At 72.5% G+C, this 21,018-nt stretch carries 21 protein-coding genes; 7 read left to right on the forward strand and 14 right to left on the reverse strand.

Annotation, left to right across the window (positions count from 1 at the left end; all coding sequences use genetic code 11):
• Window positions 1–54 precede the first annotated feature (54 nt).
• The gene (locus ACIQI7_RS19365; protein ID WP_401111722.1) at window positions 55–1,134 is read right to left on the reverse strand and encodes an FAD-dependent monooxygenase; all 1,080 of its coding nucleotides are present in this window, start codon (window positions 1,132–1,134) and stop codon (window positions 55–57) included.
• 5 nt (window positions 1,135–1,139) lie between these two features.
• On the reverse strand, window positions 1,140–1,736 hold the full coding sequence (locus ACIQI7_RS19370) for a PadR family transcriptional regulator (protein ID WP_401111336.1): 597 nt from the start codon (window positions 1,734–1,736) through the stop codon (window positions 1,140–1,142).
• A gap of 145 nt (window positions 1,737–1,881) precedes the next feature.
• On the opposite strand from ACIQI7_RS19370, the gene ACIQI7_RS19375 reads away from it, so the two are divergent.
• On the forward strand, window positions 1,882–3,525 hold the full coding sequence (locus ACIQI7_RS19375; RefSeq protein WP_401111338.1) for a PucR family transcriptional regulator: 1,644 nt from the start codon (window positions 1,882–1,884) through the stop codon (window positions 3,523–3,525).
• On the opposite strand, the gene ACIQI7_RS19380 is transcribed toward ACIQI7_RS19375, so the two are convergent.
• Both ACIQI7_RS19380 and ACIQI7_RS19385 read right to left on the reverse strand, forming a co-directional pair.
• Entirely contained in the window at window positions 3,513–5,003 is a 1,491-nt protein-coding gene (locus tag ACIQI7_RS19380) for an alkaline phosphatase PhoX (RefSeq protein ID WP_401111340.1), read from the reverse strand. The genes ACIQI7_RS19375 and ACIQI7_RS19380 overlap by 13 nt on opposite strands.
• A gap of 204 nt (window positions 5,004–5,207) precedes the next feature.
• Window positions 5,208–6,587, reverse strand: a complete 1,380-nt coding sequence (locus ACIQI7_RS19385) for a hypothetical protein (protein WP_401111343.1) — start codon at window positions 6,585–6,587, stop codon at window positions 5,208–5,210.
• Window positions 6,588–6,725: 138 nt separating this feature from the next.
• Here ACIQI7_RS19385 and ACIQI7_RS19390 point away from each other — a divergent pair, with 138 nt between their 5' ends.
• The gene (locus ACIQI7_RS19390; protein ID WP_387758344.1) at window positions 6,726–7,199 is read left to right on the forward strand and encodes a VOC family protein; all 474 of its coding nucleotides are present in this window, start codon (window positions 6,726–6,728) and stop codon (window positions 7,197–7,199) included.
• A 30-nt stretch (window positions 7,200–7,229) separates the two neighbouring features.
• On the opposite strand, the gene ACIQI7_RS19395 is transcribed toward ACIQI7_RS19390, so the two are convergent.
• Window positions 7,230–8,852, reverse strand: a complete 1,623-nt coding sequence (locus ACIQI7_RS19395) for a hypothetical protein (RefSeq protein WP_401111346.1) — start codon at window positions 8,850–8,852, stop codon at window positions 7,230–7,232.
• A gap of 359 nt (window positions 8,853–9,211) precedes the next feature.
• Between ACIQI7_RS19395 and ACIQI7_RS19400 the strand changes: the two genes are divergently transcribed.
• On the forward strand, window positions 9,212–10,543 hold the full coding sequence (locus ACIQI7_RS19400) for an MFS transporter (RefSeq protein WP_387758340.1): 1,332 nt from the start codon (window positions 9,212–9,214) through the stop codon (window positions 10,541–10,543).
• A gap of 230 nt (window positions 10,544–10,773) precedes the next feature.
• Here the strand turns inward: ACIQI7_RS19400 and ACIQI7_RS19405 are convergent, their stop codons facing one another.
• Window positions 10,774–11,265 (reverse strand): NUDIX domain-containing protein, encoded by a 492-nt coding sequence (locus tag ACIQI7_RS19405; protein ID WP_401111349.1) that lies wholly within the window; start codon window positions 11,263–11,265, stop codon window positions 10,774–10,776.
• Between the two features lie 292 nt (window positions 11,266–11,557).
• Here ACIQI7_RS19405 and ACIQI7_RS19410 point away from each other — a divergent pair, with 292 nt between their 5' ends.
• From ACIQI7_RS19410 to ACIQI7_RS19425, 4 genes are all read left to right on the forward strand, one after another.
• A complete protein-coding gene (locus ACIQI7_RS19410; RefSeq protein WP_401111352.1) occupies window positions 11,558–12,172 on the forward strand; it encodes a GNAT family N-acetyltransferase in 615 nt (204 codons plus the stop codon).
• A 4-nt stretch (window positions 12,173–12,176) separates the two neighbouring features.
• Window positions 12,177–12,392: a hypothetical protein gene (locus ACIQI7_RS19415; protein WP_401111355.1), complete on the forward strand. Its 216-nt coding sequence runs from the start codon at window positions 12,177–12,179 to the stop codon at window positions 12,390–12,392.
• Window positions 12,393–12,532: 140 nt separating this feature from the next.
• On the forward strand, window positions 12,533–12,964 hold the full coding sequence (locus tag ACIQI7_RS19420; RefSeq protein ID WP_401111358.1) for an NUDIX domain-containing protein: 432 nt from the start codon (window positions 12,533–12,535) through the stop codon (window positions 12,962–12,964).
• Window positions 12,965–13,105: 141 nt separating this feature from the next.
• Window positions 13,106–13,966, forward strand: a complete 861-nt coding sequence (locus tag ACIQI7_RS19425; protein WP_401111360.1) for a hypothetical protein — start codon at window positions 13,106–13,108, stop codon at window positions 13,964–13,966.
• Between the two features lie 49 nt (window positions 13,967–14,015).
• On the opposite strand, the gene ACIQI7_RS19430 is transcribed toward ACIQI7_RS19425, so the two are convergent.
• From ACIQI7_RS19430 to sufB, 8 genes are all read right to left on the reverse strand, one after another.
• On the reverse strand, window positions 14,016–14,876 hold the full coding sequence (locus ACIQI7_RS19430; RefSeq protein WP_401111364.1) for an alpha/beta fold hydrolase: 861 nt from the start codon (window positions 14,874–14,876) through the stop codon (window positions 14,016–14,018).
• A 150-nt stretch (window positions 14,877–15,026) separates the two neighbouring features.
• A complete protein-coding gene (locus ACIQI7_RS19435; RefSeq protein ID WP_078860786.1) occupies window positions 15,027–15,359 on the reverse strand; it encodes a metal-sulfur cluster assembly factor in 333 nt (110 codons plus the stop codon).
• 109 nt (window positions 15,360–15,468) lie between these two features.
• Window positions 15,469–15,921, reverse strand: coding sequence for a Fe-S cluster assembly sulfur transfer protein SufU (sufU, locus tag ACIQI7_RS19440; RefSeq protein ID WP_380548922.1), 453 nt, complete (start codon window positions 15,919–15,921; stop codon window positions 15,469–15,471).
• Between the two features lie 20 nt (window positions 15,922–15,941).
• On the reverse strand, window positions 15,942–17,210 hold the full coding sequence (locus tag ACIQI7_RS19445) for a cysteine desulfurase (protein WP_387758027.1): 1,269 nt from the start codon (window positions 17,208–17,210) through the stop codon (window positions 15,942–15,944).
• Window positions 17,207–17,971 carry a Fe-S cluster assembly ATPase SufC gene (gene sufC / locus ACIQI7_RS19450; RefSeq protein ID WP_380455919.1) on the reverse strand — a complete coding sequence of 255 codons (765 nt, stop codon included), beginning with the start codon at window positions 17,969–17,971 and terminating at the stop codon, window positions 17,207–17,209. Before sufC ends, ACIQI7_RS19445 begins: the two co-directional genes overlap by 4 nt.
• 6 nt (window positions 17,972–17,977) lie before the next feature.
• Window positions 17,978–18,295, reverse strand: a complete 318-nt coding sequence (locus ACIQI7_RS19455; protein ID WP_153463212.1) for a bifunctional 3-phenylpropionate/cinnamic acid dioxygenase ferredoxin subunit — start codon at window positions 18,293–18,295, stop codon at window positions 17,978–17,980.
• A 5-nt stretch (window positions 18,296–18,300) separates the two neighbouring features.
• Complete coding sequence (gene sufD / locus ACIQI7_RS19460; protein WP_401111369.1) at window positions 18,301–19,533, reverse strand: Fe-S cluster assembly protein SufD; 1,233 nt, start codon at window positions 19,531–19,533, stop codon at window positions 18,301–18,303.
• 62 nt (window positions 19,534–19,595) lie between these two features.
• Window positions 19,596–21,011: a Fe-S cluster assembly protein SufB gene (sufB, locus tag ACIQI7_RS19465; RefSeq protein ID WP_387758023.1), complete on the reverse strand. Its 1,416-nt coding sequence runs from the start codon at window positions 21,009–21,011 to the stop codon at window positions 19,596–19,598.
• Window positions 21,012–21,018 lie beyond the last annotated feature (7 nt).

Here is a 21,018-nt window from a genome sequence, read left to right on the forward strand (position 1 = left end):
CTCCGGCTCACACCCCCTCGAACCCCGGCTCGGATCCCGGCGCGCGCCACCGGCTCACACGCCGGCGCTCGCCTTCCGGCCGTTCACCACCGCCGCCCTGGCGGCGACCTCCTCCACCACCGGCCGCCGGGCCGCCTCGTACGCCGCGAGGGCACTCGGCAGGTCGGGCCGTCCGCTCAGGCAGCGGGCCAGTTCGACGGCGCTCTCGACGGCCAGGGAGACCCCTTGGCCGGAGCTGTTGGACGGGGCGTGCACCGAGTCGCCGACCAGTACCATCCGGTCGCGGTACCAGTGCGGTACGGACGGCATGATCTCCAGCCGCGGGAAGGCCTCGACGCTCGCGGTGTCCGCCGCCGCCAGGACCTCCCGGGCGGGCAGGTCGTCGGCGTGCAGGTCGCGGGCCAGCGCCAGCCAGTCCTCCCGCGACACCTCGCGGGCCTGCTCCGGCGTCAGCTGCTCGGGCCTCGGGATGTTGCTGAACCAGGCGGTCCCGGCACCGTCCCGCAGCGCCCAGTAGCCGAAGAACGCCCGCGCGCCCTGCGCGAAGTGGATGGACTCCCCGGCCGCGCGGGGGCCGGTGAGCCGGTGCGCGCTGTACCCGCCGACCCCGACCAGGCCGGTGTACCGCGGGCCGGGCGCGGCCGGGTCGATCAGCCCGCGGACGACGGAGCGGGTGCCGTCGGTGCCGATCAGCAGGTCGCCGGCGGCGGTGGTGCCGTCGGCGAACCGGGCGGTGACGCCGGTCGCGTGCTCCTCGACACCGACCAGCCGCTTGTCGTACCGGACGGGGACGCCCTCCTCGCGCAGCCGCCGCTGCAGCACCGCGTAGAGCTCGGCGCGCCGCATCACCCGGCCGCGGACGTCGGGCAGCTCGGCGAGGACGCCGCCCCGGGCGTCCTCGATGACCGTCCGTCCGACGGACTGGCCGACCGCGCCGACCTCCGCCTCCAGCCCGACGGCGGCCAGCGCGGCCAGTCCGTTGGGCGCGATCATGAAGGTCCCGCCGATGCCCTCGGCGGAGGTCCGGTAGGCCTCGAAGACCTCCGCCTCGACGCCGGCCCGGCGCAGCGCCAGCGCCGTCACCGGTCCGGCTATCCCGCCACCGATGACCAGGGCCCTGTCCACGGTTCGCATCTCGTTCACTGCAGCCTCCCGAAGGTCTCGTGCCAGGTCCGGACGAATTCCGGCTCCCGGAGCTGTGCGACCAGGCGCTCGACGAAGGCGATCTCGGCCCGCAGTCCGCCGACCCGGTACTCCTCCTCGATCAGGAAGAGCCAGCCGACGCCCTCGGCCGCCGCCTTGCGCAGCTCCGCCGTGATGCCCGCCACCTCGGCGGTCAGCGCGGCCCGCCGCCGCTCCAGCAGCTCCACGGCCTCGGCCGGCGGGAGCACCATGAGCAGCGACAGCGAGACCCCGAACGCGGGGTACTCGTGCTGCGGTTCGGCGACGAGTTCGCGCATCCAGTCGCGGAGCTCCGTCCTGCCGTCGAGCGTGATGGCGTAGACGGTGCGCTCCGGCCGCTGGGTGTCGCGGACGGTCTCCTGCTCGGCCACGAACCCGGCCTTCCGCAGCTGCTCCACGACCATGTACAGCGAGCTGCGGTTGTACTTGATGTTGCGGTCCTTCGCGTGCTCCTGGAGCCGGCGCCCCATCTCGTACGGGTGCAACGGCTCGGCCAGGAGTTCGGCCAGGACCGCGAGGGCCAACGGGTTCGACACCTTGCGTCGCTTCGCCATGAGACGCGCCTCATCTCTTGGTCAGTACCGACTATCCAGTCTCGAATAGTCAGAGTCAACTATTTTGAAATGACGGGTCCGGACTCTGTCCGCCCGGCTAAAATCAACCACACGCCGTTGTCCGAGCGGATGAAGGAGGCCCGGATTGACCACGCCCGGCCTGCCGCTCCGTCAACTGCTGATGTCACTGGGCGAACCGCTGGTCGAGCTGCAGGCCGCCCCGCAGGGCCTGGACGTCCCGGTGCGCGACGTCGCCATCCTCGACCCGGAGGACCCGCCGACCGCCGCCCCCGGCGAACTCGTGCTCGCGATCGGCGCCCGCGGCCGCGCCGCGCTGCCCGCCCTGCGCGCGGCCGGCCGGGCCGGCGCCGCCGCCGTCGCGGTCAAGCTGGACGGCCCCGGCCAGGCCGACGCGCTGCGCGAGGCCGCCACCGACGCCGGCGTCGCCCTGCTCTCGGTGCGCCGCGAGACCCGCTGGGAGCACCTCGACTCGCTGGCCCGGGCGATCATCGCCGGCCCGGACGCCCCGGCCGCCCCCGGCGCCCCCGAGCCCAACGCGGGCGACCTCTTCTCCCTCGCCCAGACCGTCGCCGTGCTCACCAACGGCATCGTCTCGATCGAGGACACCTCCAGCCGGGTGCTGGCCTACTCCCGCTCCTCCGACTCCGACGAGGTCGACGACCTGCGCCGGCTGTCCATCCTCGGCTGGCAGGGCCCGGAGCCGTACCTGTCCAAGCTCCGGGAGTGGGGCATCTTCCAGCACCTGCGCAGCTCGGACGCCCCGATCGCGGTCGAGCCGCACCCCGAGCTGGGTCTGCGCCGCCGCCTGGCGGTCGGCATCCGGGCCGGGGCCCAGCCGCTCGGCACCATCTGGGTGCAGGAGGGCGCCCAGCCGCTGGCCCCGCTGGCCGAACAGGCCCTGGTCGGCGCCGCCCGGGTCGCGGCCGCCCAGCTGGTGCGCCGCCGCCGGGAGCTGTCCGCCGACGTCCGGCTCACCCAGACCCTGCTCACCGGCCTGCTGGAGGGCTCCACCGGCCCCCAGTCGCTCGCCACCCACCTCGGCCTGGACCTGCGCCGCCCGGCCACCGTGCTGGCCTACAGCGCGCGCACCACCGACGCGCTGCACCGCTCCGACGTCACCGGCCTGATCTCGGTGCACACCGCCGCCCGGCACCGCGCCGCGCTGCTCGCCCCGATCGACTCCCGGGTGTACGTGCTGCTGCCGGAGCTGCCGCCCGGCCTGCCGATGACCACCGTGCGCGACTGGGCCTCCGAGGTGGTGACGGCCGCCCGCGAGCACCTGGGCGTCCCGCTGCGCGCCGCGATCGGCTCGACCGTCGACGGCCTGGCCCGGGTCCCCGAGTCCCGCGCGCAGGCGGACCGCATCCTGGACGCGATGGGCCGCGGCGGGGTGGACCTCGACGTCGCGGCGCTGATCGACGTCCAGGCGGAGGTTCTGGTCAGCGAGATGGTCGCGCTGCTCCAGGAGCGCACCGGCCTGCGCGACCCGCGGCTGACCGCGCTCACCGAGTACGACCGCCGGCACGGCACCCGGCTCGCCGAGTCGGTGCTGGCCTGGCTGGACGCGCTGGGCGAGGTCCGGGTGGCCGCGGACGCCCTGCACATCCACCCCAACACCCTGCGCTACCGGGTGCGCCGCGCCGAGCAGTTGACCGGCATCGACCTCGCCCAGCCGCAGCAGCGCCTGCTGGCGATGCTGCAACTGCGGCTGCCCGCGGACGAGTGGTCCGCGGGCAGCCGGTCACACTCCGAGGGTCACTCGCCGTAGCCCTGGCCGCGCTTGTGCTCGTTCAGCCGGCGCCACGGGCCGCTGATGGCCAGCTGGATGCCCGGGGTCTGGATGTTGGCGAACAGGGTCTTGCCGTCGTCCGAGAAGGTCACCCCGGTGAACTCGCTGAACTCGGGCTTCTCGGCGGTGCCGATGTTCAGCTCGTTGCGGGCGATCGGGAAGACCAGGCCGTCCTCGGTGGCGCCGAACAGGTGCGAGACGCCCTCGCCGTCCTCGGCGATCACGATGCCGCCGTACGGCGAGACGGTGATGTTGTCCGGGCCGTCGAAGTTGTCGTGGTCGCCCCAGACGTCGTTGTTGACGCCCAGCAGCACCTTGAGGGTGATGGTGCGGCGGCTCGGGTTGTAGAACCAGACCTGGCCGTCGTGCTGGAGCGGGCTCTCCGAACGGGCGTAGCTGGAGACGAAGTAGAAGCCGCCGTCACCCCACCACATGCCCTCCAGCTTGCGGGCGCGGGTGACCTCGCCGTCCTTGAACTGCTTGCGCACCGAGACGGTCGTGGCGTCGCGGTCCTGGACCTTGACCCAGTCCACGCCGTAGGTGGTGCCGACCTTGGTGGCGCGGGAGAGGTCGTCGACGAACTTGCCCTGCGCGTCGAAGACCTTGAAGGCCTCCAGCACGCCGGCGTCGGCGGCCAGCTGGCGCAGCTTGTAGCGGCCGTGCTTGAAGCCGGCCGGCGGGGTCCAGCGGAACAGCAGGCCGTTCGGGTTCGAGGCGTCCTCGGTCAGGTAGACGTGGCCGCGCTTCGGGTCCACCACGACGGCCTCGTGCGCGTAGCGGCCGAAGGCCTTCACCGGCTGCGGGTCGCGGTTGTAGTCGTCGTCGAAGGGGTCGACCTCGAAGATGTAGCCGTGGTCCTTGGTGAAGCCGTTCTTGCCGGCCTTGTCCTCGGTCTCCTCGCCGGACAGCCAGGTGCCCCACGGGGTCACGCCGCCGGCGCAGTTGGTGGAGGTGCCGGCGATGCCGACCCACTGCTCGACCGAGCCGTCCCGCTTGGCGTGCACGATGGTGCAGCCGCCGGCCGCGCCCGGGTCGTAGACGTGGCCCTCGGTCAGCGGCACCGGGTGCGGCCACTTGTCGCGGGAGCCGGACAGCTCGTGGTTGACGACCATCAGGTTGCCGCCGCGCTCGTCCTCGAAGGCGGAGGTGCCGTCGTGGTTGCTCGGGGTGAACTCGCCGGTGCGCAGCTTGGTGACGCCGGCCCGGTTGAGGACCTTGTACGAGAAGCCCTTCGGCAGCGACAGCAGACCGGCCGGGTCCTGGACCAGCTGGCCGTAGCCGACGGCGGTGCCGGCGGCCGAGTTGGTCCCGGCGGCCGCGGCGGCCGGGACCTCGCCACCGACCGGGGCGGCGATCGCGCCCGGGGCGCTGGCCAGCGCCTCGGCGCTGCCGGCGATCAGCACGCCGGCACCGACGAGGGTGGAACGGTTGACGAAGTCCCGGCGGGACAGCGACATGGCAGCAACTCCTGAGGATGAGCGGGGGCGTCGGTGCGGGATGCCGACGCCCAGCAGGCTCCGCCGGACGGGTGAACCCGACATGACGTCCACCTCACACCCAGGCGGCCATTCGCCGACCGATGACCGTCGCATGACCGCCGCTTTGCGCGTGCCCCTGTCAGGACCGCCGAGGTCGGAGCCCCTGCGACGGTCCGGGCGCCGTCAGCGCCGCGCCGCCCGCCACTGCTCCCAGGCCGACAGCCACAGCTGCTCGGCCAGCCGCTGCTCCTCCCAGACCCCCGCCCCGCCGCCGCCCGGCCGCTCGCGCCACAGCTGCTCCCAGGCCCGCTGGGCCGGCAGGCTCGCCACCTCGCTGGCGAACACCGTGTACCGGACGACCTCCTCGACGGCCGCCTCGCCCTCCGGTGTGCCGACCAGCCAATGCGTCTGCTGGGAGAGCCGGTTGACGTGGTTCACCATCGAGGTGACCGCCGCCACGGCCTCCTGCCGGCTCTCGGTGGCCAGCCGCATCTGCTGGCGCACCGCCGCCTCCCAGCGCACCGCGCCGGCCTCCCCGCGCAGCCCGCGCGGCAGCCGCGGGGTACGCCCGACCCGCACCTGCGCCTCGATCGCGGCGGACTCGGCGACGGTCTGCTCGATCAGCGCCCGGTGCGCCTCCATCCCGACGACGGGCGGCAGTTCGCGCTCCTCGACCGGCACGTGGCGGGCCCGCCGGGCGGCCAGGTCGCGCAGCAACTCGGTGCGCCCGCGCAGGCAGCGCTCGAAGTCGCCGATCGAGCCGAGCTCCACCGTGCCGGGGTCCACCCCGCGCCCGCACACCGTCACGGTCAGCCCGCCGACCCGCAGCCGCCCGGCCCACACCGGCGCCGGCCCGTCCGCCGCCGCCGGGGCGCCGGGCTCCGGCACCGGCCGGTCCTCGTGCACCTCCACCGCGCAGGGCTCGCCGTCCACCGTGATCCAGGCGCGCAACGCCCGTACCCGGCCCGGCCCGTCGCCCTCGTCGACGCCCAACTGCTCGTAGACGCGGTCCCGTTCGTCCTCGACCAGGTCCTCCAGCTCGGGCAGCTGCTCGACCCGGTCGGCGCCCGGCCGGTAGGTGCGCACGGTCACGTACGGGCCGGCCGCCGAGCGCCAGTCGCCGCACTGCACCTCGACCCAGCGCAGCTCGCCGCCGGAGGTCTCGAAGGCGGCCAACGCCTCACCGGCCCGGGCCTCGGCGGCGGGCGTCGCGTCGGCGGGCGCACCCTCGGCGGGGGCGGGGGCGGAGGCGGAGGCGGGGGCCGTCCCGGCGGTCACGCCGTACACCGGGAAGTCGGCCGCCGCCAGGGTCCGGCGGGAGAACTCCTCCTGGTCGGCGAACCGGTCGGCGGGCCGCTCCGCGGACCGGCCGGCGGATCCGACGGGCTGGTCGGCCGCCCGGTCCAGCGGCCGGTCGGCGGGCTGATCGACGGGCTGGTCGGCGGGCGGACCGGCGAAACGGTCCTCCCGGACCGGCCCGCCCGGAGCCGGGGCGGACCCCGGAAACCCGGTGTCCCGCTTCTGGTGCCTGCCGCCGCTCTCCCGCATCATCCTGTGCCGCACCCCCGGTTCCTCGCACCCGCACCGCTGACGCCACCTTACGTGCCCGCAGCTGCCGGGTCATCAGCTCCGCCCCCCGGACGGGGGCGCCGGCCGTGTCAGGAGGCCCGGTTGTCAGCCGCCCTCCCTACCCTGGGCGGCATGACAGCACAGAACGACGCAGCACAGGACCGGGCCGCCGAGGGCGCCTTCCCCGCCCGGATCAGCATCGTCACCCTCGGGGTGACCGACCTCGACCGCAGTGCCCGCTTCTACGAGGCGCTCGGCTGGAAGCGCTCCGCCGCCTCCAGCCCGGAGATCGTCTGGTTCCGCACCGCCGACTCGGCGCTCGGCCTCTTCCCCACCGAGGAGCTGGCCGCCGACGCGGGCGTGCCCGCCACCGGCGAGCCCTCCTTCCGCGGCGTCACCCTCGCGGTGAACCTGGAGTCCCCCGCACTGGTGGACGCCGCGCTGCGGACGGCGGTCGAGGCCGGCGCCGTGGTGGTCAAGCCGCCGGTGCCGACCGACTGGGGCGGCTACTCCGGCTACTTCGAGGACCCGGACGGCCACCTCTGGGAGCTGGCCCACAACCCGTTCTTCCCCTTCACCGAGGACGGCTCGCTGGACCTGCCCTGACCACCCGCACCCGCCCGGGGCCCCGCCCGCTCAGTTCCTGGAGCGCGCCTTGAAGGCCGCCTTGCGCGCCTCCTTGGCCAGCGTCCGGTCCGGGTGCAGCTCCCCGATCGCCTCCAGGACGTCCGCCGTGTACGGGTGGTCGACCCGCCACAGCTCGCCGAACCACCCGGCCGGATCGCCGTTCACCGGCAGGTCGGTGATCAGTTCGCGCAGCAGCTCGGCGTCCCCGCCGTTGTCCAGCAGCTGGGCGGCGAAGGTGTCGACCACCGTCCACAGCGCCATCGCCCGGTCCGGCACCGGCACGTCCGTCGCCCCCTGCGCGGTCAGCCAGGCCCGCGCCGCGCCACCCAGCTCCGGGTCGTCCGTGACCTCCCGGACGGCCGGCGCCGCGTCCGGCCCGAGCAGGTTGAGCGCCGAGACGCAGAGCATCCGGCGCAGCGGGCCGTAGCCGTCCGCACCGCGCGCCGCCGCGAGCAGCTCGCGCGCCGCCGCCACCGGCTCCCGGCCCGCGGTCCACACCCGCAGCTCCTCCTCCGGCAGCACGTTGGCCGACTCGCAGACCCCGCGCAGCAGCTCGGCCGCGTCCCCCCGGGCCAGGTCGCCGACCAGCGGCGCGTCGTAGCCGTCCTCCAACAGCCACTGCCGGATGCCGTACTGGCCGAGCGGGGTGAGCCGGACCAGCCCGAAGCGGGCCGACTCCTCCTCGTCCAGCGGCTCCTCGCCGACCACCGCGGGCTCCTCGCCGTCCTCCTCGTCGAACAGCTCGGGGTCGATCGGGCGGTAGTCCAGCAGGCCGAGCTCGGCGAGGTCGCCCAGCATCGGGTCCAGCGCGACCATCACGTCCGTGATGTCGCCGAGCAGCTCCTCGCTCGGCTCCTCGCCCTCCGGGACCACCAGCAGCGCGGCCAGCACGCCCAGCGGCACGGTCTCGTTGCCCGGCTCGGCGAAGGCGGTGGTCTCGTAGAGCACCTGCAGGGCCTCGTCCAACAGCTCGGCGGCCTCGTCGCGGGCCTCCTCGACCTCGTTCAGGCCGTCCTCGTCCTCCTCGGCCTCCCCGGCCGGCGCCTCCGCGGCCTCGCCGTCCTCCTCCGGCAGCGAGTCGGCCTCCACCGCCAGCTCGCGGACGATCCCGGCGGCGGTCAGCCACAGCTCCAGGACGGTCTCCGGGTCGCCCTGCTCGGCGGGCTCCAGGTCCGGGCCCGGGACGGCGACGTGCTCGCCCTCCGTGGTCGTGCCCAGTTCCACCAGGTCCAGGTCGCAGGCCAGCGACCAGGCCCGCAGCGCCTCGACCTCGGCCTCCTCGGGCACCTCGCCCCCGGCCGGGGCCAGGCCCAGCAGCCGGGCCGCGGGGGCCCGGTCCTCCTCGACCAGGTCGCCGAACTCGTCCACCGTCCGGTGCGGGGCGGCCCAGCGGGCCAGCGCCAGCGCGTACCCGAACATCGGCACGGCCTTCGCCTGCTCGGCCAGCTCGCGGTCGCCGGGCAGCTTCACCGGCGGGACCAGGACGGCCGCGTCGTCCAGGTCCTCGTCGTCCAGCCCGTGCGCGGCGAACGCCCCGTAGAGGTCCTGGAGCTCCAGGTCGGCGGGCAGCACCGCCTCGGCCGCGCCCTCCCCCGCAGGGGCCCCCGTGTTCTTGCGACGTCGTCCGGCCATCGTCGTGCGCTCTCCCTCAGCCAGCGGTCAGCCCAACAGCGCCGCGTACCGATCCACCACCTCAGCGTATAGGCCGGGCACCCCCGACGCCCGGCCGTACGGGGCGCACCCAGGGGCGCGCGCCGCGGGCGTGCGCCCACCCTTTATCCTTCGGTCTGGTACCGCGCACACCCCGCGCGCACCACCAGGGCAACGAAGCCCACCGCCCTCCGCCCGACCCCGGGCCGGAGGGGCCCTCTTCAGCTCACCTCGCCCCACCAGGGAGCCCGTACCCGCGGCCACCACCACAGCGCCTCCGGACGGGCGCGCCGGCACACCCCGCCGACCCCGGTGGTGCCCGGCCACAGGAGACCCCTGCCATGGCGGACCTCTCCCCCGCCGGCTCCGGCCTGCGCACCGCGCAGCTCGACGGACGCCGACTGTCGGAGGCCCTGCTTCCCCTGGAGCTCGCGCCGCGCGCCCAGCTCCAGCTCGCCGCGATCAGCCGCTGGAACGCGCTGCGCGGCATCCGCGTCGGCCTGGTGGCCGCCGCCCTGCTGCTGATGCTGATCGGTGCCAATCTGGCGACGCCGATCTACTCGCTCCTCCAGCAGCAGCTCCACCTCACCGCGCTGGACACCACCGTGCTGTTCGCGGTCTACGTCTTCGCGCTCGTCCCGGTACTGGCCGTGGTCGGCCACTGGTCCGACCACCTCGGCCGGCGCGCCCTGATCCTGCCCGCCGTCGCACTGGCGGCCGCCGGCGACCTCGTCTTCGCCACCTCCGGCAGCTTCTGGCAGCTCGCGCTCGGCCGCGCCGTCCAGGGCATCGCCGTCGGCCTGTCCACCGGCGCCGCCGGGGCCGCCCTCGGCGACCTGCTGCCCGACCAGCCGACCCTCGCCGCCAAGATCACCCTGGCCTGCTCGGCCGGCGGCGTCGCCCTCGGCCCGGTGGTCGGCGCCCTGCTGGCCGGCGGCTCCGACCCGCTGCTGACCCCGTTCCTGCTGCACGCCGTCGCCTTGGTGGCGCTCTGCGTGCCGCTGGCCCTGGTCCACCCGCGGATGCCCGGCCGCAACCGCCCGCCCGCATCGCCGCCGCGCATCACCACCCCGGCCCACCTGCGCCCCCAGCGCCTGCGGCTGCCGCGCACCGGCCGCCGCGAGTTCAAGCTCGCCGCCTCGGCGGGCTTCGTCTCCTACGCGGTGTTCGGCGTCTACCTCAGCCTGGCCCCGGCCTTCGCCGCCAAGCTGCTGCACACCGACTCCAAGCTGGTCGGCGCGATCGTGGCCGCCCTCCTGCTCGGCTCCTCGGCCGCCACCCAGCTGATCGTGCCGCCGACCTCCGACCGCGTGGTGACCGCCCTCGGCATGACCGGCCTGGCCACCGGCCTCGGCCTGGTCGTCGCGGCCGGCTACACCGGCACCCCCGCGCTGCTCTTCATCGGCAGCGTCCTCGGCGGCATCTCCCAGGGCGTGGCCTTCCGCTCCCTGTTCACCAGCGCCGTCGGCGCGATGGACCCGGAACGCCGCGGCTCCGAGCTCAGCTCCCTGTGGGTCATCGTCTACCTCGGCAGCTCCGCCCCCATCATCGCCGTCGGCGCCCTCGTCCAGCGCTACGGCCTCCTCCCCTCCGTCAGCGGCTTCGCCGCCCTCGCCGCCCTCGCCTGCGCCGCCCTCGCACTCACCGTCGCCCGCAAGCCCAAGGCAGCCTGACCCACCCGCTGAACGCCGCTGCCCGGGACTTCCTCCGAAGCCCGGGCAGCGGCGTTTCCGCCCACCGCCGGCTGGACACCCGCGCGTCGTCTGCTTCGGTGAGCAGTTCCACCGCCGTTCCCCACCATCCACCCCCCACCCGCCTCCCGGCGGGTGCCCGCCCCCGCCTCGGTCTCTGCTGAGACGAGGTAGCCACATCCACTGGCGGCCGAGGAAGAAGCGCCGTGCAACTACGGTGCGGCATGCCCGTATCGGCGGGTCGCTCCATGCTCCAGGTAGACGGTCGCGGACCCGGTCCTGGCCGCGCAGGCCGCGTGGACGCGGCGGGCGAGGCGTGGGATGAGGAGCGCGTCGAGCTGGTCGGTGGTGTGAAAGGCGTATCTGCCGATCTCCACCTGGTCGACGGTGATGTTGTCGAGCTCGTCGGCGGGGAGGACGCCGCCGTCGAAGACGAAGAGGAGCTTGTCGCCCTCGGTGGGGTGGGGCGCCCAGTCGGCGACGAGCAGTCGGCCGATCGGCGGGGTGATGCCGAGCTCCTCCTCGACCTCCCGGGCCGCGCCCTCGCTCGGGGTCTCCCCGGCGTGCAGGTAACCGCCGGGGATCTTCCAGCCGGGCTTGTACGTCGGCTTCACGAGGAGGACGCGGTCGTCCACGTCGAAGAAGAGCACGCCGGCGGCGGTGCGGGGCTGGGCCACGACCTCGTGGAACTGGGAGTCGCTCACGGCGACGACCGTAGCCGCCCGGCCAGGCGGCACGGTGCCGGCAGGGGAATGGTCTCGTACCAGCCGGAGATGAGAGACCCGTCCTGCCAAAGCCCCTTCTGATCGGTGGGACAGCGCGTTCCAAGTGGAACTTCGGCATCACCAGTAGTGCCCAGCGCGTCCACGCCGCGATGCCCTCCGGCAGTCGACGGGCCACCGGCGTGGCGGCAGACCTGCGCGAGGAGATCGAGGCGTTCACCGCCAGCCCGACGTCCGTCCTCATCCGGTGACCGCGCAGGTAGGCTCCGCGGCCATGACCCCAGTTCACCTGGCCGGCCCTCGCCTGTCGATGCGCGAAGTCGAACCCGCAGACACCGACGACCTCCTGGCCATTTACGGCGACCCCGAGGCCACCCGGCACCTGAGCTTCGAACCCCGCACACGCGAGCAGGTCCAGGCGATCACGGACCGCTCCATCGCCGCCGCGCACGCTAGCCCGCGCACCGAGTACTGCCTCGCCATCACCCGCCGTGGCGAGCACCGGCTGATCGGGTACGCCCGTCTGGCCGCCGAGCCGCAGGAGGCCGCCACCATCGGCTTCGCCCTCCACACCGCCGAGTGGGGCAGGGGGCTAGGCATCGAGACCGTCCACCTACTGTGCGCGCTCGGCTTTAACACCCTCGGCCTGCACCGCATCTGGGCCGCCCGCTCCCCGCTCAACGAAGCCTCCGCCCGTACCCTGCTGCGGGCCGGGATGACCGAGGACGGCCGGATCCGCGACCACGTCTTCGTCCACGATGCCTGGCGCGACTCCATCACTTACTCGATCCTGGAACACGAGTGGACACCGATCGACGGGCTCGACACGACGAGCGCGCTCGACCGGTCGGGCGCCCCGCCCGGCGGCGGGTCCGCATCGGGGAGGTGAACCCATGATGACCGAGCCGGCCGTGCCGAACACGGCGATCACCGGTATCGCCGAGTTCGCGCGGGGCGGCGCACCCGCCCCGCCCACCACCGCGCTGCCCAGCGTGGGGAATGGCGTCGCGGATACGGTCCCGCAGCCACTGGCGGCTGGTCTGTTGCCAGCCCAGACGGTCGGCCATGTACATCTCGGCCCGGGCCGGGCGGCGACCTTCACGCCGTGACCGGCAGCGGAGCGCGCGGCAAGTACCAGCACGGGTGATCCGACGTGGATGTCTTCGTCGTCGCCGAGCAGGCCAGCCATCCCAGGTCCTGACACGCTCTCGCCCCACACCACCGATACCGTCGAAACAGGAAGAGACCCATGCAGCACCGCGTCCGCGCCGTCCTCCTCACCCCGAACGACACCACGCTGCTGATCAAGCGCATCCGTCCCGGCATCGCCCCGTACTGGGTGATCGTCGGCGGCAAGGTCGAGCCGACCGACGCCGGCCCCGAGGAGGCCCTGCTGCGGGAGGTCCGCGAGGAGATCGCGGGCGAGGCTGCGATCGTCAGCCTCCTCCACACCATCGAGACGGACGACGAGCGTCAGGACTTCTATCTCGCCACCATCGAGAAGTGGAGCTTCGAGGAACGCACCGGCCCCGAGTTCAGCCAGGAAGGCCGGGGCGAGTACATCCTCGAAGAGATCCCGCTGACCGCCGACGCCCTCGACGCGGTCAACCTGCTGCCCCAAGAGATCGCCGTGGTCCTCCGCGAGGCGGTCGAGCGTGGGGAATTCCTCGCCCCCAGGTAGCCGCAAACAGGCGGTCACGCCTTTGCAAAAGTCTCACGCAGCGTCAAGTGCCGTGATACGTTCCGTAATCCAAGTGAAAACAAGGCGACCCCGGCGGTGCTGGAACACCCCGGGGTCCGGCAACAGGAGCCAGAACTCCCGATGCGCGTCCATCGTAGCGCCCACGTGCGCGACTTCACCGTGCTGCCCAACGCCGTTCTCCAGTACCGGCGGCTGAGCTACACCGCCCGCGGCCTGCTCGCGGACCTCCTCTCCCGCCCGGACGGCTGGCGCGAGGACGGCCGGCACATGGCCGACACCAGTCCCCAGGGCCGAGGCGCGATCCGCAAGGCTCTCAAGGAGTTGACCGAGGCCGGGTACTACCGGATCGAGAAGATCCGGATGGCCGACGGCACGATCATCACCGAGACCCACGTCCACGACACCCCGCAGCTCGCGCGACCGAGTGCCACCCCTCCGGCGTCCGGTGAAGCGACCACCGGTCGCGCTGTCGGCTCTGTAGTAAAGAACCGGCAGCAAGAACCCACCCTCCCGCCACCTCCGGGTCCCGACACCGAAGAGGTCCGCACAGCGGTGGCCACCCTGTTCCGGGTGATCCGGCCCGAGCCGCGTCTGCGCCTCGGCGAGGCCGAGGCCCGGGAGTTGGCGCCCCTGGTCGCCGAGTGGCTGGCACGCGGCAGCACCTCCGCCGACCTCGCCCACGCCCTGCTGCCGGGCCTGCCCGTCCCGATGCACTCGGCGGCAGCGGTGCTCCGCTACCGCCTGGAGCACAAGATGCCGCCCGCCCGGCCCACAACACGGCCACCGGCCCGGTACGCCGAGTGCGCCGAGTGCCACGACCCCGTGCCCCGGCCGGGCGTCTGCCGCCCGTGCGCCGGCCTGGTAGCCCGGACCCTCGCGGTCGGCCAGGGGGCGGACGTGGCAGCCGCAGGTGCCGCCCGAGTCCGAACCGCCCTGCGCTCCGCACTGCGTGCAGGCCGACCACCGGTCATCGCTGCCTAGGTGGCCGCCTCCGGACGTCCTTCGGGGGGGGTGGCTCCGGAGCCGACCACTACGCGTCGCTTCGGCCCAGGAATTCGCCGACGGTCCGGCCGAAGAGTTCCGGGTCGTCCAGCCACGGGAAGTGCACGGCGCCGGGCTGGACGACGAACTCCCCGCGCGGGAAGAGCGCCGCGACCTCCGCAGCCTTGTCCGGGCGAGGGGACGGGTCCAACTCGCCCGCGAGCACCAGCACCGGCGCGTCGAGTCCGGTCAGCACCTCGCGCACCGCAGCCGCGTCATCGAACGCGCCGGAACCGGGGTAGGCGTGAGCAGCCTCCTCGTTGTAACCGTCCTTGCCGGATGCGGCGTGGGCCTCCGCCGCCGCATCCCAGCGGCCGTAGATGAGGCGGTCCAGGAACCGCCAGTCGCCCTCGGTCGCCTCCCCGGCCATCGCCCGCTCGAAGGCGGGCACCGCCTCCTCGTACCAGGGCTCGCCGCTGCGCAGCGCGAGTGCCTCGCGCCGTCCCTCGAGCGGGAACTCGATCTCGGCCGCCCGGGCCCGGGCGGTCACCAGCACCAGCGACCGGATCCGCTGCGGATAGCGGCCGGCGTAGAGCAGCGCGAGGTCACCGGAGGCGGAGTGGGCCAGCACGTCGATCCTCTCCAGCCCGAGGTGAGCCCGGAGCGCCTCGACGTCGTCCACCTGCCGGTCGACGCGGTAGCTCGACGGGTCGGCCGGAGTCCCGGACTCCCCCGTGCCACGCAGGTCGAGCAGCACCAGCGATCGCCCTGCGGCGACCGGCAGGCCGCCCAGGTCACCGAGGTAGGCGGATGCCTGCATCGGTCCTCCGGGGAGACATATCAGCGGATCACCCTCCCCCACGATGCGGTAGGCGAGGCGGGTTCCGTCCGGAGCGGCAAATGTCGGCATCCGGCCATCTTGGCACCGGCCGTCCACCACCCGCCACGCATGGCGGGCTGGGCACCCGCCGGCAGGCGAAGCGGAGACAGGCACCCCGGAAACGCCGCTGCCGCGCGACCCCGTGGGTTCGCGCGGCAGCGGCGTTGACGGTCGAAGACCTCAGACGTTGAAGCCCAGCGCCCGCAACTGGTCGCGGCCGTCGTCGGTGATCTTGTCCGGGCCCCACGGCGGCATCCAGACCCAGTTGATGCGCAGGTCCTGCACCAGGCCGTCAGTGGCGGTCTTGGCCTGGTCCTCGATGACGTCGGTCAGCGGGCAGGCCGCCGAGGTGAGCGTCATGTCGATGGTGGCCACGTCGGACTCGTCGATGTGGATGCCGTAGATCAGGCCCAGGTTGACGACGTCGATGCCCAGTTCGGGGTCGACGACGTCCATCAGGGCCTCGGTCAGGTCCTCGACCGAGACCGTGCCGGCGGTGGTGCCGACGATCATGCCGGGCTGCTGCTCCTCCGCAGCGGAGGCCTCGGCGCCGGTGGCACCGGTGGTGGCGGCGCCGGTGGTGGTGCTCTCGTCACTCATGGTCTTGTCCTCCTCTGCGTGGTCAGTCGTTCACGGCGGGGTTCTGGGCGAGCGCCTGGGCGGTGGCGTCCTTCCAGGCCATCCAGCTGAGCAGGGCGCACTTGACCCGGGCCGGGTACTTGGAGACGCCGGCGAACGCGACCGCGTCCTCCAGCACCTCCTCGTCGCCCTCGCCCTGGCCCTTGCTCTGCATCAGCTCCAGGAACGCCTCCTGGACCGCCTGCGCCTCGCCCACGGTCTTGCCGACCACCAGGTCGTTGAGCACCGAGGCGCTCGCCTGGCTGATCGAACAGCCCTGCGACTCGTACGAGACGTCGGTGACGGTGGCGCCGTCGAGCTTCACCCGCAGGGTGATCTCGTCGCCGCACGTCGGGTTGACGTGGTGCACCTCGGCGTCGCCGTCCCGCAGCCCCTTGCCGTGCGGGTTGCGGTAGTGGTCCAGGATGATGTCCTGGTACATCGAGTCGAGCTTCATGGTCGTCCTGCCCCGTCCCGTCAGCCGAAGAAGTTCCGGACGTGGTGCAGGCCGTCGATCAGCGCGTCGACCTCGCCCGGCGTCGAGTACAGATAGAACGACGCCCGCGTGGTCGCCGGAATTCCGTACCGCAGGCAGACCGGCCGCGCGCAGTGGTGGCCGACGCGCACGGCGATGCCCTGCTCGTCCAGCACCTGGCCCACGTCGTGCGGGTGGATGTCGCCGAGGGTGAAGGAGATCGCGGCACCGCGGTCCACGGCCGTGCGCGGGCCGATGATCCGCAGGTCCGGGACCTCCAGCAGCCGCTCGACGGCGTACTCGGTGATCGCGTGCTCGTGCGCCGCGATCTTCTCCATGCCGATGCCCTGGAGGTAGTCGACGGCCGCGCCGAGCCCGACCGCCTGGGCGATCGGCGGGGTGCCGGCCTCGAACTTGTGCGGCGCCGGGGCGTAGGTGGACGAGCCCATGGTGACGGTCTCGATCATCTCGCCGCCGCCGAGGAACGGCGGGAGGTCCTCCAGCAGCTCGTGGCGGCCCCAGAGCACGCCGATGCCGGTCGGGGCCAGCATCTTGTGGCCGGTGAAGGCGACGAAGTCTGCCTCCAGCGCCTGCACGTCCAGCACCATGTGCGGGGCGGCCTGCGAGGCGTCGACGACGACCAGCGCGCCGACCGACTGGGCCTTGCGGACGATGGTCTCGACCGGGTTGACCGTGCCCAGCAGGTTGGAGACCAGGGTGACGGAGACCACCTTGGTCCGCTCGGTGATCAGCTCGTCGATGTTCGACAGGTCGAGCCGGCCCTCGTCGGTCAGCCCGAACCACTTGAGCTTCGCACCGGTGCGCTGCGAGAGCAGCTGCCACGGGACGATGTTGGAGTGGTGCTCCATCTCCGTGATGACGATCTCGGAGTCGGCGTCCACCCGGTACGGCTCGTCGGCCCAGCCGAGCATGTTGGCGACGAGGTTGAGCGACTCCGAGGCGTTCTTGGTGAAGATCACCTCGTTGCGGCTCGGCGCGTTGATGAACGCCGCGACCTTGTCGCGGGCGCCCTCGTACAGCGCCGTGGCCTCCTCGGCGAGCACGTGCACGCCGCGGTGGACGTTGGCGTTGTGCCGCTCGTAGTAGGCGTTCAGGGCCTCCAGCACCTGGCGCGGCTTCTGCGAGGTGGCCGCGTTGTCCAGGTAGACCAGCGGCTTCTCGTCGTGCAGCAGCCGCTGGAGGACCGGGAAGTCCTTGCGGATCGCGTCGGTGTCGAGGAGGCCGCTATGACCCGTAAACGGATGCGTCACTCGGACGCGCCCCCCTTCACGTACGCCTCGTAGCCCTCGTTCTCCAGCTTGTCGGCCAGCTCGGCGCCGCCGGACTCGACGATGCGGCCGCCCGCGAAGACGTGGACGTGGTCGGGCTTGATGTACCGCAGGATGCGGGTGTAGTGGGTCACCAGCAGGGTGCCGACCTCGCCGGTCGAGCGGACCCGGTTGATGCCCTCGGAGACGATCCGCAGCGCGTCGACGTCCAGACCGGAGTCGGTCTCGTCGAGGATCGCGATCTTCGGCTTGAGGAGCTCCAGCTGGAGGATCTCGTGGCGCTTCTTCTCACCGCCGGAGAAGCCCTCGTTGACGTTGCGCTCGGCGAAGGCCGGGTCCATCTGCAGTGCGGCCATCGCCTCCTTGACCTCCTTGACCCACAGCCGCAGCTTGGGGGCCTCGCCGCGGACGGCGGTGGCGGCGGTGCGCAGGAAGTTGCTGACCGAGACGCCCGGGACCTCGACCGGGTACTGCATGGCCAGGAAGACGCCGGCCTTGGCGCGCTCGTCGACGGACATCTCCAGGACGTCCTCGCCGTCCAGCAGCACCGAGCCGCCGGTGACGGTGTACTTCGGGTGGCCGGCCAGCGAGTAGGCCAGGGTGGACTTGCCGGAGCCGTTCGGACCCATGATGGCGTGGGTCTCGCCCTGCTTCACGGTCAGGTCGACGCCCTTCAGGATCTCGCGCGGGCCGTTCTCGGCCTCCACGGAGACGTGCAGGTCGCGGATTTCAAGGGTTGCCATGTGTACTCAGGACTCCTGGTTGACGGAGACGAGCACATCGTCCCCTTCGATCTTTACGGGGTAGACAGCGACCGGCTTGGTGGCGGGCAGGCCGGAGGGCTTGCCGGTGCGCAGGTCGAAGCTGGAGCCGTGCAGCCAGCACTCGATCATGCAGTCCTCGACCTCGCCCTCGGAGAGCGAGACGTTCGCGTGCGAGCAGATGTCGTTGATCGCGAACACCCCCTCGTCGGTGCGGACGACGGAGACCGGCACGCCGTTGAGGTCCACGCGCTTGGGAACGTCCTCCTGGAGGTCGCTCAGCGCGCAGGCACGGAGGAAGGTCATCTCGCTCAGACCGCCGATTCCAGCTCGGCGTCGATCTTCTCCATGAGCTGGTCCTGGACCTCGGCCACGCCGATCTGCTGGAGCAGCTCGGCGAAGAAGCCGCGCACCACCAGGCGGCGGGCCTCGTCGGCCGGGATGCCGCGGGCCATCAGGTAGAACAGCTGCTCGTCGTCGAAGCGGCCGGTCGCCGAGGCGTGGCCGGCGCCGACGATCTCGCCGGTCTCGATCTCCAGGTTCGGGATCGAGTCGACCCGGGCGCCGTCGGTGAGCACCAGGTTGCGGTTGAGCTCGTAGGTGTCGGTGCCGAGCGCGGCGGCGCGGATCAGCACGTCGCCGACCCAGACCGCGTGCGCGTCCTGGCCCTGAAGGGCGCCCTTGTACGCGACGTTGGAGCGGCAGTGCGGGGTGTCGTGGTCGACGACCAGGCGGTGCTCCAGGTGCTGGCCCGCGTCGGCGAAGTACAGGCCGAACAGCTCGGCCTCGCCACCGGGGCCCGTGTAGTTGACCCGCGGGTGCAGGCGGACCAGGTCGCCGCCGAAGGTCACGACCACGGACTTGAACGTGGCGTCCCGGCCGACCAGCGCGTTGTGCTGGGCGACGTGGACGGCGTCCCGCTCCCAGTCCTGCACCGAGACGAAGGTCAGCTTGGCGCCGTCGCCGACCAGCAGCTCGACGTTGGCGGCCCGGGTGCCGGTGCCCTCGTGGTTGAGCACCACGACGGCCTCGGCGAACGGCTTGACGTCGATCACCACGTGGGCGAAGCGGACCCCGCCCTCGGCGCGCACGTCGATCCGGACCGGCTCGGTCAACACCGCGTCCTTGGGGACGGTCACCACGAGCGCCTGCTCGAAGCCGCTGAACGCCTGCGCGGCGACCCGGTCGACCGGCTTGCCGGCCTTGCCGAGCCGGGCGTCGTCCCGGCCGACGGTCTCGGCGGTGACGCCGTCCGGCAGCGCGAACTCGACCTTGTCCTCGCCCCGCTCGCCGTCGGCGGCCGTGCCGTCGTGCAGCCCGGCGAGGCGGTGCAGCGGGGTGAACCGCCAGTCCTCCTCGCGGCCGGTGGGCACCGGGAAGTCGTTCACGTCGAAGGACGGCTTGACCGCGACGCGGGCGTCGATCGGCTGCTGGACGGTGGTCCGGCCGGTGCCGGGGCCGGCGAGCTGCGCGCCCGCGCCGGCGGTGCCGACCTCGATCGAACCGGCGGTGGTCGCCCCGGTGGTGTTCTGAACGTCAGCCATGGCTGTCGTGGTGCTCTCTTCCTCGAAAACTCGAAAGTCGGTGGGCGGGGTCCGGCCGGTCGTCAGCCGACCGCGCCCTCCATCTGCAGCTCGATCAGCCGGTTGAGCTCCAGCGCGTACTCCATCGGCAGCTCGCGCGCGATCGGCTCGACGAAACCGCGGACGATCATCGCCATCGCCTCGAACTCGGTCATGCCGCGGCTCATCAGGTAGAACAGCTGGTCCTCGCTGACCTTGGAGACGGTCGCCTCGTGGCCCATGGACACGTCGTCCTCGCGGACGTCCACGTACGGGTAGGTGTCCGAGCGGGAGATCGTGTCGACCAGCAGCGCGTCGCAGAGCACGTTGGACTTGGCGCCCTTGGAGCCCTCGCCGATCTCGATCAGACCGCGGTAGGAGGTCCGGCCGCCGCCGCGCGCCACCGACTTGGAGACGATGTTGGACGAGGTGTTCGGCGCCATGTGGACCATCTTGGCGCCGGCGTCCTGGTGCTGGCCCTCGCCCGCGAAGGCGATCGACAGGGTCTCGCCCTTGGCGTGCTCGCCCATCAGGTAGACGGCCGGGTACTTCATGGTGACCTTGGAGCCGATGTTGCCGTCGACCCACTCCATGGTCGCGCCCTCGTACGCCACGGCGCGCTTGGTGACCAGGTTGTAGACGTTGTTCGACCAGTTCTGGATCGTCGTGTAGCGGCAGCGGCCGCCCTTCTTGACGATGATCTCCACGACCGCCGAGTGCAGCGAGTCGGAGGAGTAGATCGGGGCGGTGCAGCCCTCGACGTAGTGGACGTAGGCGTCCTCGTCGACGATGATCAGCGTCCGCTCGAACTGGCCCATGTTCTCGGTGTTGATCCGGAAGTAGGCCTGGAGCGGGATGTCCACGTGCACGCCCTTCGGCACGTAGATGAACGAGCCGCCCGACCACACCGCGGTGTTCAGCGCGGCGAACTTGTTGTCGCCGGCCGGGATCACGGTGCCGAAGTACTCCTTGAACAGCTCCGGGTGCTCGCGCAGCGCGGTGTCGGTGTCCAGGAAGATGACGCCCTGCTCCTCCAGGTCCTCGCGGATCTGGTGGTAGACGACCTCGGACTCGTACTGGGCGGCGACGCCGGCGACCAGGCGCTGCTTCTCCGCCTCCGGGATGCCGAGCTTGTCGTACGTCGCCTTGATGTCCGCCGGCAGGTCCTCCCAGGACTCGGCCTGCTTCTCGGTGGAGCGGACGAAGTACTTGATGTTGTCGAAGTCGATGCCGGTGAGGTCCGAGCCCCAGGTCGGCATGGGCTTCTTGCCGAACAGCTTCAGGCCCTTGAGACGCAGGTTGAGCATCCACTCGGACTCGTTCTTCTTCGCGGAGATGTCGCGGACGACCTCCTCGCTGAGCCCGCGCTTGGCCGCCGCACCGGCGGTGTCCGGGTCGGCCCAGCCGTACTCGTAATTGCCCAGGCCCTCGAGCTCGGGGTGCGAAACGGTGTCAGTCATGCGAGCT

Origin of the sequence: Kitasatospora sp. NPDC092039, assembly GCF_044756065.1 — a bacterium.
Lineage (GTDB): Bacteria > Actinomycetota > Actinomycetes > Streptomycetales > Streptomycetaceae > Kitasatospora.